Source organism: Streptomyces sp. NPDC085866, from assembly GCF_044541035.1.
Classification (GTDB): domain Bacteria; phylum Actinomycetota; class Actinomycetes; order Streptomycetales; family Streptomycetaceae; genus Streptomyces.
On record NZ_JBITSQ010000005.1, the window covers coordinates 367,007 to 380,537 of the forward strand.

Annotated in this window: 13 protein-coding genes; 5 read left to right on the forward strand and 8 right to left on the reverse strand. The window is 71.6% G+C overall.

What is annotated here, in order from left to right:
* Positions 1 to 33: 33 nt before the first annotated feature.
* A complete protein-coding gene (locus tag ACIF83_RS14735) occupies positions 34 to 972 on the reverse strand; it encodes a diiron oxygenase (protein ID WP_399726820.1) in 939 nt (312 codons plus the stop codon).
* A gap of 123 nt (positions 973 to 1,095) precedes the next feature.
* Between ACIF83_RS14735 and ACIF83_RS14740 the strand changes: the two genes are divergently transcribed.
* Positions 1,096 to 2,205, forward strand: a complete 1,110-nt coding sequence (locus tag ACIF83_RS14740) for a ferritin-like domain-containing protein (protein WP_393469214.1) — start codon at positions 1,096 to 1,098, stop codon at positions 2,203 to 2,205.
* Positions 2,206 to 2,241: 36 nt separating this feature from the next.
* Positions 2,242 to 3,069 (forward strand): hypothetical protein, encoded by an 828-nt coding sequence (locus ACIF83_RS14745; protein WP_399727160.1) that lies wholly within the window; start codon positions 2,242 to 2,244, stop codon positions 3,067 to 3,069.
* Here ACIF83_RS14745 and ACIF83_RS14750 read toward each other — a convergent pair.
* From ACIF83_RS14750 to ACIF83_RS14775, 6 genes are all read right to left on the reverse strand, one after another.
* The gene (locus ACIF83_RS14750) at positions 3,053 to 3,538 is read right to left on the reverse strand and encodes a DUF3291 domain-containing protein (protein ID WP_399726823.1); all 486 of its coding nucleotides are present in this window, start codon (positions 3,536 to 3,538) and stop codon (positions 3,053 to 3,055) included. The genes ACIF83_RS14745 and ACIF83_RS14750 overlap by 17 nt on opposite strands.
* Before the next feature lie 45 nt (positions 3,539 to 3,583).
* Positions 3,584 to 5,041, reverse strand: coding sequence for a peptidoglycan D,D-transpeptidase FtsI family protein (locus ACIF83_RS14755; RefSeq protein WP_399727163.1), 1,458 nt, complete (start codon positions 5,039 to 5,041; stop codon positions 3,584 to 3,586).
* A 23-nt stretch (positions 5,042 to 5,064) separates the two neighbouring features.
* On the reverse strand, positions 5,065 to 6,426 hold the full coding sequence (locus ACIF83_RS14760; RefSeq protein WP_393469220.1) for an FtsW/RodA/SpoVE family cell cycle protein: 1,362 nt from the start codon (positions 6,424 to 6,426) through the stop codon (positions 5,065 to 5,067).
* 193 nt (positions 6,427 to 6,619) lie between these two features.
* Positions 6,620 to 7,855 (reverse strand): ATP-binding protein, encoded by a 1,236-nt coding sequence (locus tag ACIF83_RS14765; protein WP_393469223.1) that lies wholly within the window; start codon positions 7,853 to 7,855, stop codon positions 6,620 to 6,622.
* The gene (locus ACIF83_RS14770) at positions 7,852 to 8,586 is read right to left on the reverse strand and encodes a hypothetical protein (protein ID WP_399726828.1); all 735 of its coding nucleotides are present in this window, start codon (positions 8,584 to 8,586) and stop codon (positions 7,852 to 7,854) included. Before ACIF83_RS14770 ends, ACIF83_RS14765 begins: the two co-directional genes overlap by 4 nt.
* A gap of 93 nt (positions 8,587 to 8,679) precedes the next feature.
* Positions 8,680 to 9,186 carry a dual specificity protein phosphatase family protein gene (locus tag ACIF83_RS14775; RefSeq protein WP_393469229.1) on the reverse strand — a complete coding sequence of 169 codons (507 nt, stop codon included), beginning with the start codon at positions 9,184 to 9,186 and terminating at the stop codon, positions 8,680 to 8,682.
* Positions 9,187 to 9,286: 100 nt separating this feature from the next.
* On the opposite strand from ACIF83_RS14775, the gene ACIF83_RS14780 reads away from it, so the two are divergent.
* Complete coding sequence (locus tag ACIF83_RS14780; protein WP_399726832.1) at positions 9,287 to 10,090, forward strand: nuclease-related domain-containing protein; 804 nt, start codon at positions 9,287 to 9,289, stop codon at positions 10,088 to 10,090.
* Positions 10,091 to 10,282: 192 nt separating this feature from the next.
* Here ACIF83_RS14780 and ligD read toward each other — a convergent pair whose 3' ends face one another.
* Complete coding sequence (ligD, locus tag ACIF83_RS14785; RefSeq protein WP_393469235.1) at positions 10,283 to 11,164, reverse strand: non-homologous end-joining DNA ligase; 882 nt, start codon at positions 11,162 to 11,164, stop codon at positions 10,283 to 10,285.
* A gap of 61 nt (positions 11,165 to 11,225) precedes the next feature.
* On the opposite strand from ligD, the gene ACIF83_RS14790 reads away from it, so the two are divergent.
* Both ACIF83_RS14790 and ACIF83_RS14795 read left to right on the forward strand, forming a co-directional pair.
* Positions 11,226 to 12,323, forward strand: a complete 1,098-nt coding sequence (locus tag ACIF83_RS14790) for a Ku protein (protein ID WP_399727166.1) — start codon at positions 11,226 to 11,228, stop codon at positions 12,321 to 12,323.
* 123 nt (positions 12,324 to 12,446) lie between these two features.
* Entirely contained in the window at positions 12,447 to 13,514 is a 1,068-nt protein-coding gene (locus ACIF83_RS14795) for a hypothetical protein (protein ID WP_399727169.1), read from the forward strand.
* The last annotated feature ends 17 nt before the right edge of the window (positions 13,515 to 13,531 follow it).

Below are 13,531 nucleotides of genomic sequence, written 5' to 3' on the forward strand. Positions count from 1 at the left end.
CAGCCCCGCGCCCCTTGAGCGGGCACACTTCGCCTATGCCAGCAGGCCCGACGACCTCCACAGCCTCCTGCCGACCCCCTGCAGCACCCCGATGTCATCCAGGAAGTCCGTCAACCTCTTCGCACCCGTCTGCATGACCTCCCGCCGATGGCCGCTCGCCTTCACCTGGGCCATCGCCTCCCGCCTGTCCAGGCCGACGTTCGTGTAGACCTCGGGATTGATGAAGGCGATCGAGAAGACCCGCGCGAACTCGCCGGACGTGACCCGGGTGAACTCCTGGGACCACTTGGGGGCCGTCAGCATCTGGCGGCGCAGCTCCTCGCGGGCGTAGCGGACGTGCCGGGCCTCCTCGACCACGTGGATCCGCGTGACCCCCCGGATCAGCGGCTGCACCCGCTCGTCCGGGAACGTCAGCCGCTGCATCCAGTCCAGCACCTCCTCGCCGAGCAGCGTGGCCGTGAAGGAACCGGGGGTCGTGGAGATGGTCTTGAACACGCGGCCGAGGTTCTGGTGCGCCCGGCTCACCGGGTACCAGGGGGCGTCGCCCCGCGCGATCAGCCGCGCGAACATCTTCGAGTGCCGGCATTCGTCCTCGATCTCGGTGAGGGCGTACCGGACGTGTGCGCTCGTCGCCGCCTTGTCGTAGATGTGCCGGACGAGCAGCTGCATGAGGATGATCTCGAACCAGATGCCGAGCGAGGCCAGCGCCGCGGCCTCGTGCTGGGAGAGCAGGATCCGCTGCTCCTCGCTCATCCGCTGCCACATCGGCGTGCCGTACAGCGAGACCAGCTCCGGCGGCCAGAACCACTTGCCCTCCTCGAAGGGCGCGTCCCAGTCCAGCTCCTTGTCCGGGTCGAAGGAGTGCTTGGCGGAAGAGACGAGCAGCCGTTCGGCCACCTGTTCGCGGTCTTTGAGCAGGCCGAGCGCGTCGCGCAGCCCGTCGAGCGCGTCCGCTTCCGTCACGGTCGTCATGGCTCTTTCACCTCGTTACCCGGGGGTACGTCGTCCGCCTCTTATGAGACTGCCTGTCAGCAAGGCCGTCAATCCCCTGCGCGTGACTTGTTGACTCGGCGTCTACGTGTGAGCCTGCGAGGTATGCCGACGCATGACCTGTACACGAACAACCCCGGAGAGCCCCTCTGGCAGGTGCCCGCCAGTGGTGCGGCCCGGTTCAGCTGGGAGTACGACGAGGGCCGGGACCGCCTGCTCGCCCTCTACCAGAAGGGCAAGGACAAGCAGTGGGACGGGCGGACGCGCATCGACTGGGACCTGGAGGTCGATCCGTACGACCCGCTCGGCACCCCCGAGGAGTCGATGTCGCTGTACGGCACCCCGTACTGGGCCAAGCTCTCCGACAGGGACAAGGGTGAGCTGCGGCAGCACTACGCGTCCTGGCAGTTCAGCCAGTTCCTGCACGGTGAGCAGGGGGCGATGATCTGCGCGGCGCGGATCGTGGAGTCGGTGCCGGACATGGACGCCAAGTTCTACTCGGCGACCCAGACGATGGACGAGGCCCGGCACGCCGAGATCTACGCCCGTTTCCTGCACGAGAAGATCGGGATGGTCTACCCGATCAACGACAACCTCCAGTCGCTGCTCGGCGACACCCTCCGCGACAGCCGCTGGGACATGCCCTACCTCGGGATGCAGGTCCTCATCGAGGGGCTCGCCCTCGCCGCCTTCGGCATGATCCGGGACACGACCAACAAGCCCCTGCCCAAGCAGATCCTGGCCTACATCATGCAGGACGAGGCCCGGCACGTGGCCTTCGGGCGCATGGCCCTGCGCGACTACTACAAGCAGCTCACGGACGCCGAGCTGCGAGAGCGCGAGGAGTTCGTCATCGAGGGCTGCTATCTGATGCGCGACCGGCTGCGCGGCATCGAGGTGCTGGAGAACTTCGGCATCGCCCGGGCCGAGGCCGAGCGGATCAGCGCGGACTCCGAGTTCCTGCAGCTCTTCCGCCGCCTCCTGTTCAGTCGCATCGTGCCCTGCGTCAAGGACATCGGCCTGTGGGGCAAGCGGCTCCAGCAGGCCTATGTCGACATGGGGGTGTTCGAGATGGGCGACTCCAACCTGGACCTGCTGATGGCCCAGGACGAGGAGATCGCCGAGCAGTTGGACGCGGAGCGCTTCGCCGCTGAGGAGCGGGAGCGGGTCGCCGAGGTGCGGGACGCGATCGAGTCGGGGGCGGGCGAGGTCTGACCCGCGCGCCGGGTGCAGTAGCGTTCTGGCGTGTCCATGCCTCCGCCGCCGCAGCCCCAGTATCCGTACCAGCCCCAGCAGCCGCAGTACCCGTACGGGCAGCAGCCGCCGCAGGCCCCGCCGCCTCCGGGGCCGTACGGCTCCCCGTACCCCCAGCAGCAGCCGTACCCTCCGCAGCCCTACCCGCAGCAGCCGTACCCCGGCTGGGGCGCGCCGCCCATGGGTCCGCCGCCGAAGAAGCGCGGGCCCGGTCTGGCGCTGGGGATCATAGGCGGGGTCATCGGTGTGTCCGTGCTCGGCGCCGTCGGCGGGTTCGGGGCGTTGCTCGGGACCGACTTCCCCGCGGCCGAGAACAAACTCACCCTGCCCCACCAGCTGGTGGACGGGAAGTACGTCCTCGCCGACGACCTCTCCGACAGCGAGGGGCAGAAGGTCGAGGACGAGGCCGACGGCGCCTGGGACGCCAAGGACGTCCACGCCCTGGTCGGCCGTTACAGCCCGGGTGGCGACGACTCCAAGGGCATGCTGCTGGTGTCGAGCATGTACGGCCGGTTCAAGAACGAGGACGACGTCCGCAGCAACATGCTCAAGGGGGCCACCGAGGCCGACGGCGTGACGGTGGTCGAACCCGAGAAGGACGTCACCCCGTCCGGCTCCGACGTCACCATCAGCTGTGAGGTGCTCACCCAGAAGCAGTCGCTGGTGACGATCACCTACCCGGTCTGCTCCTGGGCGGACGGCAACACGGCGGCCGTGATCGGCGAGGTCGACCTGCAGCGCAAGGACTCCACCGACGTGGACCTCGACGCCGCCGCCCGGCACACGCTGAAGGTCCGCGACGAGATGATCAAGCCGATCGGCTGACCGCCTCGGCCTCCTGCGCGGGGAACGACGTCCGCAGCGTGAAGGCGTACGGCGTCGGGCCGTGCTCCCGCAGGTGCACCAGCCGTTCCTCCGCCTCGGCGACGGTCGGGCGGTGGCCGGCGGGAACCCACCACAGGGTGGCCATCGCCTCCGAGACATGCTCGAACCATTCCCGGCGCCGGGCCAGCAACTCCCGGTGCTGCCCCTGGTACATGAACGCGGTCAGCGCGTTGGTGTCCCGCCACACCGACATGTTGACGATCAGCCACTCGTCGCCGAAGACGGGGATGTCGGTCGCGTTGCCGGAGTCGCTCTCCAGCCGCCAGACGAACCCGTCCGCGGCGTCCGCCACGGCGTTCACCGGGTCGAGCGCGTCGACGAAGTACTTCAACTCGGGTGAGTCCAACGGGAACCTGAGGCGGGCGATGTTGACCTGGGCGAGTTCGTGGGCGACCGGCGCATGCGTCATGACCGAACGGTAGGTCGGCTGTGTCGGGTCGCGGTACCCCCCGTCTCACAGGCCGAGAACCGCCCGCATCACCTCCCGGGCGATCGGTGCCGCGTCCCCGCCGCCGCTGATCTCGCCCCGGTCCGCCGAGGCGTCCTCGACCACCACGGCGACCGCGACCCTCGGTTCCAGGTCGTCGTCGGCCTGTGCCCAGGAGACGAACCAGGCGTACGGCACACCGGAGTTGCCGACACCGTGCTGGGCGGTGCCGGTCTTGCCGCCGACCACGGCCCCGGGAATGGCGGCGTTGGTGCCGGTGCCGTCCGTGACCACGTCGGTCATCAGCTCGCGCAGCTGCACGGCCGTGGACGGGCGCATCACCTGCCGGTCGGGCCGCATCCCGCCGCCGGTGAGCGTCTCGCCGCCGTGGCGGGTGGTCCGCTCCACCAGGTACGGCGTCCGCAGCCGGCCGCCGTTGGCGACGGCCGCCGCGACCATCGCCATCTGCAGCGGGGTCGCCCGGGTGTTGTACTGCCCGATCGAGGACAGCGCGAGCTGCGCCCTGTCCACACGGGTGTCGAAGGTGCTGGGGGCGGCCTCGAAGGGGACACGCAGCCGGGTGTCGTTGAAGCCGAACGCCTGGGCCGTGGTCGACATGTCCGCCACCCCGACGTCCACGGCCAGCTTCGCGAACACCGTGTTGCACGACCACTCGAAGGCCTCCCGCAGCGAGGCGTCCGCGCAGCCGTCGCCCTCGTTGGTCAGCCGGGTCCTGGTCCCGGGCAGCCGGTAGGGGTCGGGGGAGTCGGTGGACGCGTCCAGGTCCGTGACCACGCCCGCGTCCAGCGCCGCCGCCGCGGTGACCACCTTGAAGGTCGACCCCGGCGGATAGGTCTGCCGCACCGCCCGGTTGAGCATCGGCTTGTCCGGGTCGTGGTTGAGCCGCGCCCACGCCGAGGCCGTCGCCTCGCTGTTGCCGGACAGCTCGGCGGGGTCGTACGACGGGGTCGACACCAGCGCCAGCACGCGGCCCGTGGCCGGCTCGATCGCGGCCACCGCGCCCCGCCGCCCGTGCAGTCCCTGGTACGCCGCCTGCTGCGCCTTCCGGTCGATGGTGGTGACGACGTCCCCGCCCGGACTGGGCTCGCGCGTCACGTCGTTCCACAGCGGGAACGGCGACAGCATCGGGTCGGTGCCGGAGAGCACCCCGTCCTCCGTGTGCTCCAGGAACGTGCTGCCGTACATCTGTGAGGCGAAGCCGGTGACCGGTGCGTACAACGGCCCCTCCCGGTAGGCGCGTTCGTAGCGCAGCTGCTCGCCGGTGTCGTTGGAGCCGGTGACCGGCTCACCGCCGACCAGGATGTCGCCGCGCGGCTGCTGGTAACGGGCGATCGTGGGGCGGCGGTTGGCCGGGTTGGCGTCGTAGGAGCCCGCCTGGACCACCTGCACCCGGGCGGCGTTGACGAGCAGGGCCGCCAGCAGCAGGGCGCAGAACGCCCAGGCGTGCCGGATGTACCGGGCCATCGGCCGGTTGCTGCCGTACTCGCTCACGGGGCCTCCTGCCCGTCGTACTGGCTGCGGGCCGAGTCGCTCACCCGGATCAGCAGGGCCACGATCGCCCAGTTGGTGACGACCGAGGAGCCGCCCTGGGCGAGGAACGGCATCGCCATGCCGGTCAGCGGGATCAGGCCGGTGACCCCGCCCGCGATCACGAACACCTGGAGCGCGACGATCGAGGCGAGGCCCACCGCGAGGAGTCGGCCGAACGGTTCGCGCAGGGCGAGGCCGGCCCGGTAGCCGCGCTCCACGAGCAGGGCGTACAGCAGGAAGATTGCCGCGAGGCCCGCGAGCCCCAGCTCCTCGCCCGCCGTCGCCAGGATGAAGTCCGACTTGGTGGCGAAGCCGATGAGGATGGAGTGGCCGAACCCGAGCCCGGTGCCGAGGACCCCGCCGGCGGCGAAGGCGAACAGGGACTGCGCCAGCTGGTTGGGGCCCTGCCCGGCCTCGATGGTGGCGAAGGGGTGCAGCCAGTCCTCGATCCGGCCGTTCACGTGCGGCTCGAAGTGGCCGACGGCGAAGGCGCCGAGCACGGCGAGCACCAGACCGACCGCGATCCAGCCGGTGCGGCCGGTGGCGATGTACAGCAGGACCACGAACAGCCCGAAGAACAGCAGCGAGGTCCCGAGGTCGCGCTCCAGCACCAGCACCCCGACGCTCAGCAGCCAGATCGTCACGATCGGCCCGAGCACCCGACCGGTCGGGAACTGCAGCCGCCACAGCCGGCGGCCGGTGTGGGCGAGCGCGTTGCGGTTGGCGGCCAGGTAGGCGGCGAAGAACACCGCGAGCAGCACCTTCGCGAACTCGCCCGGCTGGATGGAGAATCCGGCGATCCGGATCCAGATGCGGGCGCCGTTGACCGCCGGGAAGAGGATCGGCAGCAGGAGGAGCGCCAGGGCCGCGACCACGCAGACGTACGCGTAGCGCTGGAGTACCCGGTGGTCGCGCAGCATCAGCACGACGAGGATGAACAGGCCCACCCCGAGCGTGGACCACACCAGTTGGGTGGGGGCGGCCCGGTCGCCCGGCGTCTCCAGGTCGAGCCGGTAGATCAGCACCAGGCCGAGGCCGTTGAGCAGTACCGCGATGGGCAGCAGCAGCGGGTCGGCGTACGGCGCCCGGATCCGGACCGCGAGATGCGCGCACAGGGCGAGCACACCGAGTCCGGCGCCGTAACCGGCGGCACCCGGCGGGACGGTGCCGGCCCTCGCCAGGCCCACGGCGCAGTAGCCGTACACGGACAGCAGGACGGCCAGCACGATCAGGGCCAGTTCGATGCCACGGCGGCGGGGAAGGCGTACGGCGGGGGCGGGTGTCTTCGGCGCCGCCACGGCTGTTCCGGCCTTGGTCATGTCCGGAACCTATCCAAACAGGGCGTGTTGTGCGCGGTTTGCCCGGATTGCCGGTATCAGCGTGGCGTGGAAGGGGCGCGCCCCGAAGAGGTGCGGGGCGTATCGATGCGCGGCTCCGCCGCGAGGGCGCGACCGGCCACAGGGGACCCGCAGTCCGCGGAATGCCCGTACCCCCGAGCTTTCGGCCTCCCGCCTACCGGAGGTGCAGCGTGGCCACCGCCCCTCCGCCCACCGCGTTGCCGAAGAGCAGCCGCGCCTCCAGAACCTCCGCCTGCCCCACCGCGATGGTCAGCCCGAGCCCATGCCCCTTGGCCCCGCCCTCCGTACGGAACCGCTGCGGCCCATGAGCCACCAGGTACTCCGGATACCCGCCCCCGTGATCCCGCACGGTCACCACGGGCCCGTCCACGGTCAGAACCACCGGAGGTGCCCCGTGCTTGTGTGCGTTGGCCACCAGATTCCCCAGTACCCGCTCCAGGCGCCGCCGGTCGGTCTCCACCCGGGCGTCCCGCACGATCCGCACCTCGGTGTCCGTTCCCGAGGCCCGCACCACCCGCCCGGCCAGCGCGCCCAGCTCCTCGGTGTCCACCTCCAGCTTCTCCCGCCCGGTGTCCAGCCGGGAGATCTCCAGCAGGTCCTCGGTGAGCGTGCGCAGCGCCGCCACCCGGTCCCGGACCAGCTCGGTCGGCCGGCCCGGCGGCAGCAGCTCGGCCGCCGCGTGCAGCCCGGTCAGCGGGGTGCGCAGCTCATGGGCCACGTCCGCGGTGAACCGCTGCTCGCTCAGCAGCTTGCTCTGCAGCGAGGCGGCCATGGAGTCCAGCGCGGCCGCCACCGCGGCCACCTCGTCCTGGGGGCGCGTCGGGTCCTTCGTCCGGGAGTCGTTCACACGGGCGTCCAGATCGCCCGCGCTGATCCGCCGGGCCACCTGCGCGGTGCCGTGCAGCCGCCGCGTCACCCGGGTCACCGCGAACGCGCCGACCAGCAGCGTCGCTCCGATAGCCAGCGCCGACGACCACAGGATGGACCGGTCGAGCCCGGCGATCGTACGGGCCTGCTGCGAGTAGTCGACCTCCACCGCGAGCGCCCGGTGGCCCCCTGCCGGCCCCGCTGCCCACATGGTCGGCCGTCCCCGGTGCGAGGAGACCATCGTGCCGCGCTCCCCGGCCACGGCGAGCGCCCGCAGCCGTGCGGGCAGCCCCTCGGGGTCCACCCCGGCACCCGGCAGCAGCGCGTCCCCGGCCTCGTACGCCTGGGTGGCGTCCTGCAGCCGGGACAGCGCCAGGTCGCGGGCCTGTCCGACGGTCTGGTCGGTCACCGACACATGCACCAGCACGCCGAGCAGTGCGGCCAGCGCGCAGCACATCACCGCGATGAACGCGCCCGACTTCATCGCGAGCGTCCCGGCCCACCGGGGCAGCGTGGGCCTCATCCCGCGCTCACCGGCGGTGCGGTGCTGGCGGACGGCGAGGGCGCGTGACTGTGCCGGCCCTTGCCGGTGCGCAGGAACTCGTCCCGGGAGAACACCATGGCCCGCTGGTCCGGGTCCCAGGCCCAGGTGGTGCGGTACTCGTACCCGGAGATCCCGGCCGGGGAGCGGACGATCACCGCCCGGCCGGCCAGCTCGACGCCGATGATCGCGTCGTTGTCGGCCAGCACCTGCACCAGCTTGTGCTTCTCCACCGTGTAGACCCGCACCGCCGTCTGGTTGGTCGGATACAGCCGGAAGCCGAGCGTCAGGTCGGCCCGGCCGTCCCCGGTGAGATCCCGGTAGTACGCCTTGAGCAGCGGGCACCGCGCGCGGTCCCCGCCCGCGTCGCACTCCTTCATCCGCTCGACGGTCGCGTGGTAGGCCCCCTTCGACCCGTAGTCGTCCGGATGCGCGGCCATCTCGGCCCGTACGACGTCCACCGGATCGACCTTGCGGATGTCGTCGCCCGGCACCTCGACGCCCTTGACGGTCTCGGTGCTCCCCTCGTCGTAGGGGTAGGCCGGACTGGACGCCGGCCGGAGGTCCGGCCAGAGCTTCGCCGGGCTCACCGCGGTCGGGGTCGCCCCGGCGCCCTCCAGGCCGCCCCGGTCGCCACAGGCCGCCGCCGTCGCCGACAGCAGGGCGACGGCGGCCGCGGTGAGGGCGGTGCGCGCGATGCGACGGGCTGACACGGGGCTCCTGAGGATGGGGGGCGGGAATGGCCCCGTACACCTTATTCGTAGGGAAGTCCTTTTTGCGCACTCGGGGTGGTGCTGGGGGAGAGGCTACTCGGCCAGTTCCTCCAGCAGCCGGGCGGTGGCCAGTCCCGCGCGCAGGTACTCCACGAACAGGTCGTTGTGCAGTGCCCATGGGGAGCGCCGGGCGCGGATCAGCTCGATCGCCTCCTCGGCGCTGCGACCCCGCCGGACCAGGGTGTGCGCGACGACCAGGCCCGAGCGGTTGTAGCCGTGGTAGCAGCGGACCAGCACCGAACGGCCGGTGTCCAGCGCCTCGTGCGCCGCTCGCGCGAGCCGTATCACTCCGGCGAGCTGCGTGCCGTCCAGCGGTCCGTCCGGTATGGGCCACACATGATGCTCGGTCCCGGGGCCGGGGCCGTACCCCGGCATCCTCAGAAGCGACTGCACCACATCGAACTGATCGCGCACGACGGCGGACTCCAGCCGACCGGAACCGCCCCGGAACTCGTGCCCGCCCATCCACAGGCCGGGCTCTATCTCGTTCCAGGGGCTCTCCGGAGCCGGTACGCCGGGCTGCTCTCCGCGGGTCCGCAACGGCGCCTCCCCAACTCCCCTGACAGGGCCGCTCTCCAAGGTAACCGGGTTCTTGCGTGGGAGCACCCCGCCTGTTCCCATGGTCGAGGGGTGATGGCGCATGAGCGGACTGCGCGTGGTGCCGACCTGGCGGCACGGCCGTGAACGGCTGTACGTCTGCGGGCCGGACGGAGGGAACATCGCCTGGTACGACCGTGAGACGGGCCGGGTGAACCTGATCGCCGAGGGCAGTGAGGCGGATGTCCTGGAGGCCCTGAAGCCGTTCCTGGCCGGCCCGGTGACCGTGGGCCCACCCCCGGTGCCCACGCCCGCGGAACTGGCCCGGCTGACCCTGCACCCGGACGACGACCTCGCGCCCAACCGCCCCGGCGAGGCCCTGCTCGTCGCCCTCGACCGGGACCCCGGCCCCGCCCACCGGCTCCGCCCGGACCCGCGCCGGCGCGCCCTGACCGCGGAGCAGACCGTCGGCGACGCCCTGGACCAGTTGGAAGGGGCGGGCTGGCACACCCTGCACTCCATCCCGCTCCCGGGCGGCGACCGCATCCACCACCTGCTCATAGGCCCCGGCGGCCTCTACGTCGTCCACGCCCTGTACGCCCGTAGACAGCGGGTCCGGGTGACCGACCCGATGGTCACCCTGGGCCGCCACGACCCCGAGCCCCTGCTCCGCCGCCTGCGCACCACCACCGACCGCGCCTCCTACGCGCTCACCGCCGAGATCCGCCCCGTCCTGGCCCTCGTCGACCCCGCCGACCTGCGCGTCACGACCCCACCCCGGGGCGTCCGCGTCCTCCGCCACACCGACCTGCCGACCCTGGCCCGCCCGGGCGGCGTACTGAAGCCGGCGGACGTGGAGGCACTGCACGCGATGGCGCGGGATCGGGGGACGTGGGGGAAGTCGTGAGGGGTTCGGCGGAAACCGGCCGGTCCGGCCCTCGAGGACGAGAGGCCGCGAAATCCGGCCCGTCCGGCGTTCGAGGACAAGGCCCGTCCGGGGCCGGAGCGGGGGCCTGGGGGCGGCAGCTCCCGGCAGGGGGCGCAGGGGGCGGAGCCCCCTCGACGGGACGGGCAGGGGTGGCGGGGACGACAGCCCTCCTCAGGGCAGCGGCGCCGACCGCCCGGTGTCCAGCAGCGGAGCCAGCAGATCCCCGTGGTCCTGCAAGCGCGGCGCCATGTCCCCGGCCACAAACTCCAGCTGCCCCACCGCCCGACACTCCGCGACCTCCTCCCACGTCACCGGCGCCGACACCAGCGGAACCCGCCGCGCCCGCAGCGTGTACGGCGCCGCCGTGGTCTTGCGCCCCGCGTTCTGACTCCAGTCGACGAACACCTTCCCCGGCCGCAGACTCCGCGTCATCCGGTGCACCACCAGCCGCGGCATGGCCCGCTCCGCCTCCACCGCGAGCGCCTTCGCGTACTCACTGGCCCGCTCGGACGAGCCCCCGTGCACGCCCGCCAGCACATGCAGCCCCTTCGACCCGGCCGTCTTGGCGTACGCCTCGATCCCGTCCGCGGCCAGCCGCTCCCGCAGCCACAGCGCGACGTCGCAGCAGTGCACGATCGTCGCGGGCGCCCCGGGATCCAGGTCGAACACCAGCCGGTCCGCCTCGTCCGGCGACTGGACCAGCCACTGGTGCGTGTGGAACTCGGTCACCAGGTTCGCCGCCCACACCAGACTCGGCAGGTCCTGTACGACCACCATCCGGGCCGGCCCCTCCGAGCGCGGGACCTCGGCGGTCGTGACCCACTCGGGCGTACCCGGCGGCACGTTCTTGGTGAAGAACACCTGTCCGTCCGGCCCGTCCGGATAGCGCAGGAAGGACACCGCGCGGTCGCGCAGATGCGGCAGCAGCACCTCGGCGCTGGTCGCGTAGTAGTGCACCAGCTCCCCCTTGGTGAAGCCGGTCTCCGGATACAGCACCTTCTCCAGGTTGCTGAGCGCGACCCGCCGCCCCTCCACGTCGGTGATGGGCGTCATAGGATGACCATTCCAGGCATACACCCACGTAATACCAAAAAAGGAAGGAAGGGTGCTGCACGTGCGATCCATCTGGAACGGCGCCATCTCCTTCGGTCTCGTCAGCATCCCGATCAAGCTGGTGAACGCCACCGAGAGCCACTCGATCTCCTTCCGGCAGATCCACACCGAGGACAACGGCCGCATCCGCTACCGCAAGGTGTGCGAACTGGAGGACCGCGAGGTCGGCCAGGCCGAGATCGGCAAGGGGTACGAGGACGCGGACGGCACGATCATCCCGATCAGCGACGAGGACCTCTCCCACCTCCCGATCCCGACCGCCCGCACGATCGAGATCGTCGCCTTCGTGCCGGCCGACCGGATCGACCCGCTCCAGATGGACGCGGCCTACTACCTCGCCGCCGGCGGAGCCCCCGCCGCCAAGCCGTACACCCTCCTGCGCGAGGCCCTCAAACGCAGCAACAAGGTCGCCATCGCCAAGTACGCGTTGCGCGGCCGCGAACGCCTGGGCATGCTGCGCGTGGTCGGCGACGCCATCGCCATGCACGGCCTGCTCTGGCCGGACGAGGTACGCGCCCCCGAAGGCGTCGCCCCGGACGCGGACGTCACCGTCCGCGACAAGGAACTGGACCTCGCGGACGCCCTGATGGACACCCTCGGCGAGGTCGAACTGGAGGACCTGCACGACAAGTATCGCGAGGCGCTGGAGGAGGTCATCGCGGCGAAGGCGGCCGGCGAGACCCCGCCCGAGGTCCCCGAGCCCGCCGCCGGCGGCAAGGTGCTCGACCTGATGGCGGCCCTGGAGAAGAGCGTGCGCGCGGCCCGGGAGTCCCGGGGCGAGGCACCGGCCCCGACGGAGGAGGCCGAGGTCAGGCGCCTCGCGCACGGCCGGGCCACCCCGAAGGAGACGGGCGGCAAGAAGTCGACGGCCACGGCGGCGAAGAAGACCGTCGCGAAGAAGACGACACCGGCCAGGAAGTCGACGGCGAAGACGACCGCCGCGAAGACGAGCACGGGGAAGGCGAGCGCGGCGAAGACGAGCGCGGCGAAGACGACGTCCAAGTCCACGGCGAAGACCACGAAGACGACGTCCACGGCCAGGACGACCGCGAAGAAGACTCCGGCCAGGAAGACGGCGTCCCGCAAGCGCTCGGCCTGACCGCGCCGTGCGGATGCCGCCACGAAGGTCACCAGCCGAGAGAGCGCGGCCGACGGCTGAAGATGACCCCTGATTCCCTCCCCCGAGGCGGGACGACTCGGGCACGATGAGGGGGTGACATACATGGTGACCGTGGCCATGGCCCCTCCCAAGGGCGCTCCGGAACTCGACGCGCTCCAGCGGGAGGGCGTCATCTTCCTGCTGAGGAAGGGGTTCGACTCGCTCGAGGCGGTCGAGGGGCCCGACGGCATGGAGATCGAGCTGATGGACGACGTCATCGCCGCCCATCCCGGTGGGGTCCTGGTGAAGCTCTTCGTCGACGCACCGGCGCTGGAGTTCGCGGAGGACGCCGCCCGTGAGGTCGTGGCAGAACTCCTGGAACGCACCGAACCGCTCGCCGACTGGCAGATCACCCGCTGCGCGGTGGAGCTGAACTCCGAACTCCTCCAGGAGAGCCTCGACGCGGCCGACGGCCCCGACGCCCCGCCGTCCGACCCGGCGGAACGCGCCCGGCGCCACCGGGCCGCCGAGCCCGCCCCGCCCGCGGGCCGTCTCGACCCGGCCGAGGTCGAGGCCATGCGCTCCAGACTCCGCTCCCTGGCACCCGTGCTGGCGGCCTTCCCCCTCGACTGCTTCGGCCACTGCGACGACCCCGAGAAGCGGACCGTCGGCCGGGAGGCGGCGGAGATCGCGGCCGGCGCCCTCGTGTTCGCCATCGACCTCCTGGTGGACGAACTCTTCACCGACCTCGCGAGCCTGGAGGACGACGGTCCGACCGTGGCCGAGAGCGACGCCACCTTCATGCTCCTGGACGATCTGCCCCCGCAGTTCGCCGACGAGTACACCGTCCTGTTCGCCCGCCGCCTCACCGTCACGGCGGTGACCCTGACCGCCCGCCTCACCCAGCCGCGCCCGACCCGTCCGACCTGCATCGCGGAAGAGCTCCTGCTGAGATTCCTCCTCACCCAGGCCGAGGTGACGGCCGACCTCTACGACCTCCTCACCGAGGAGGTCAGCGCGGCCCTGGAGGCCTTCGCGGACAGCATCGAGGGAGACCTCACCGAGGACGACCTGGACATCGACCCCACCGGAGCGGGCGACTGGTTCACCCCCTACGACGACGAGGACTTCGTCCACCCGTACGCCGCGAACGACGACGAGGAGTCGATGCAGGGACCCAGCGCGCGGTAGCCGTCGACCGGACGCGT

Excerpts from the sequence above, each read along its gene's own strand:
- ACIF83_RS14755 (WP_399727163.1), bottom strand. The coding sequence starts at position 5,041 with ATGGCCCGGTACATCCGGCACGCCTGGGCGTTCTGCGCCCTGCTGCTG.
- ACIF83_RS14750 (WP_399726823.1), bottom strand. The coding sequence starts at position 3,538 with ATGACGCATGCGCCGGTCGCCCACGAACTCGCCCAGGTCAACATCGCC.
- ACIF83_RS14740 (WP_393469214.1), top strand. The coding sequence starts at position 1,096 with ATGCCGACGCATGACCTGTACACGAACAACCCCGGAGAGCCCCTCTGG.
- ACIF83_RS14735 (WP_399726820.1), bottom strand. The coding sequence starts at position 972 with ATGACGACCGTGACGGAAGCGGACGCGCTCGACGGGCTGCGCGACGCG.
- ligD (WP_393469235.1), bottom strand. The coding sequence starts at position 11,164 with ATGACGCCCATCACCGACGTGGAGGGGCGGCGGGTCGCGCTCAGCAAC.
- ACIF83_RS14795 (WP_399727169.1), top strand. The coding sequence starts at position 12,447 with ATGGTGACCGTGGCCATGGCCCCTCCCAAGGGCGCTCCGGAACTCGAC.
- ACIF83_RS14780 (WP_399726832.1), top strand. The coding sequence starts at position 9,287 with ATGAGCGGACTGCGCGTGGTGCCGACCTGGCGGCACGGCCGTGAACGG.
- ACIF83_RS14760 (WP_393469220.1), bottom strand. The coding sequence starts at position 6,426 with ATGACCAAGGCCGGAACAGCCGTGGCGGCGCCGAAGACACCCGCCCCC.
- ACIF83_RS14765 (WP_393469223.1), bottom strand. The coding sequence starts at position 7,855 with ATGAGGCCCACGCTGCCCCGGTGGGCCGGGACGCTCGCGATGAAGTCG.
- ACIF83_RS14745 (WP_399727160.1), top strand. The coding sequence starts at position 2,242 with ATGCCTCCGCCGCCGCAGCCCCAGTATCCGTACCAGCCCCAGCAGCCG.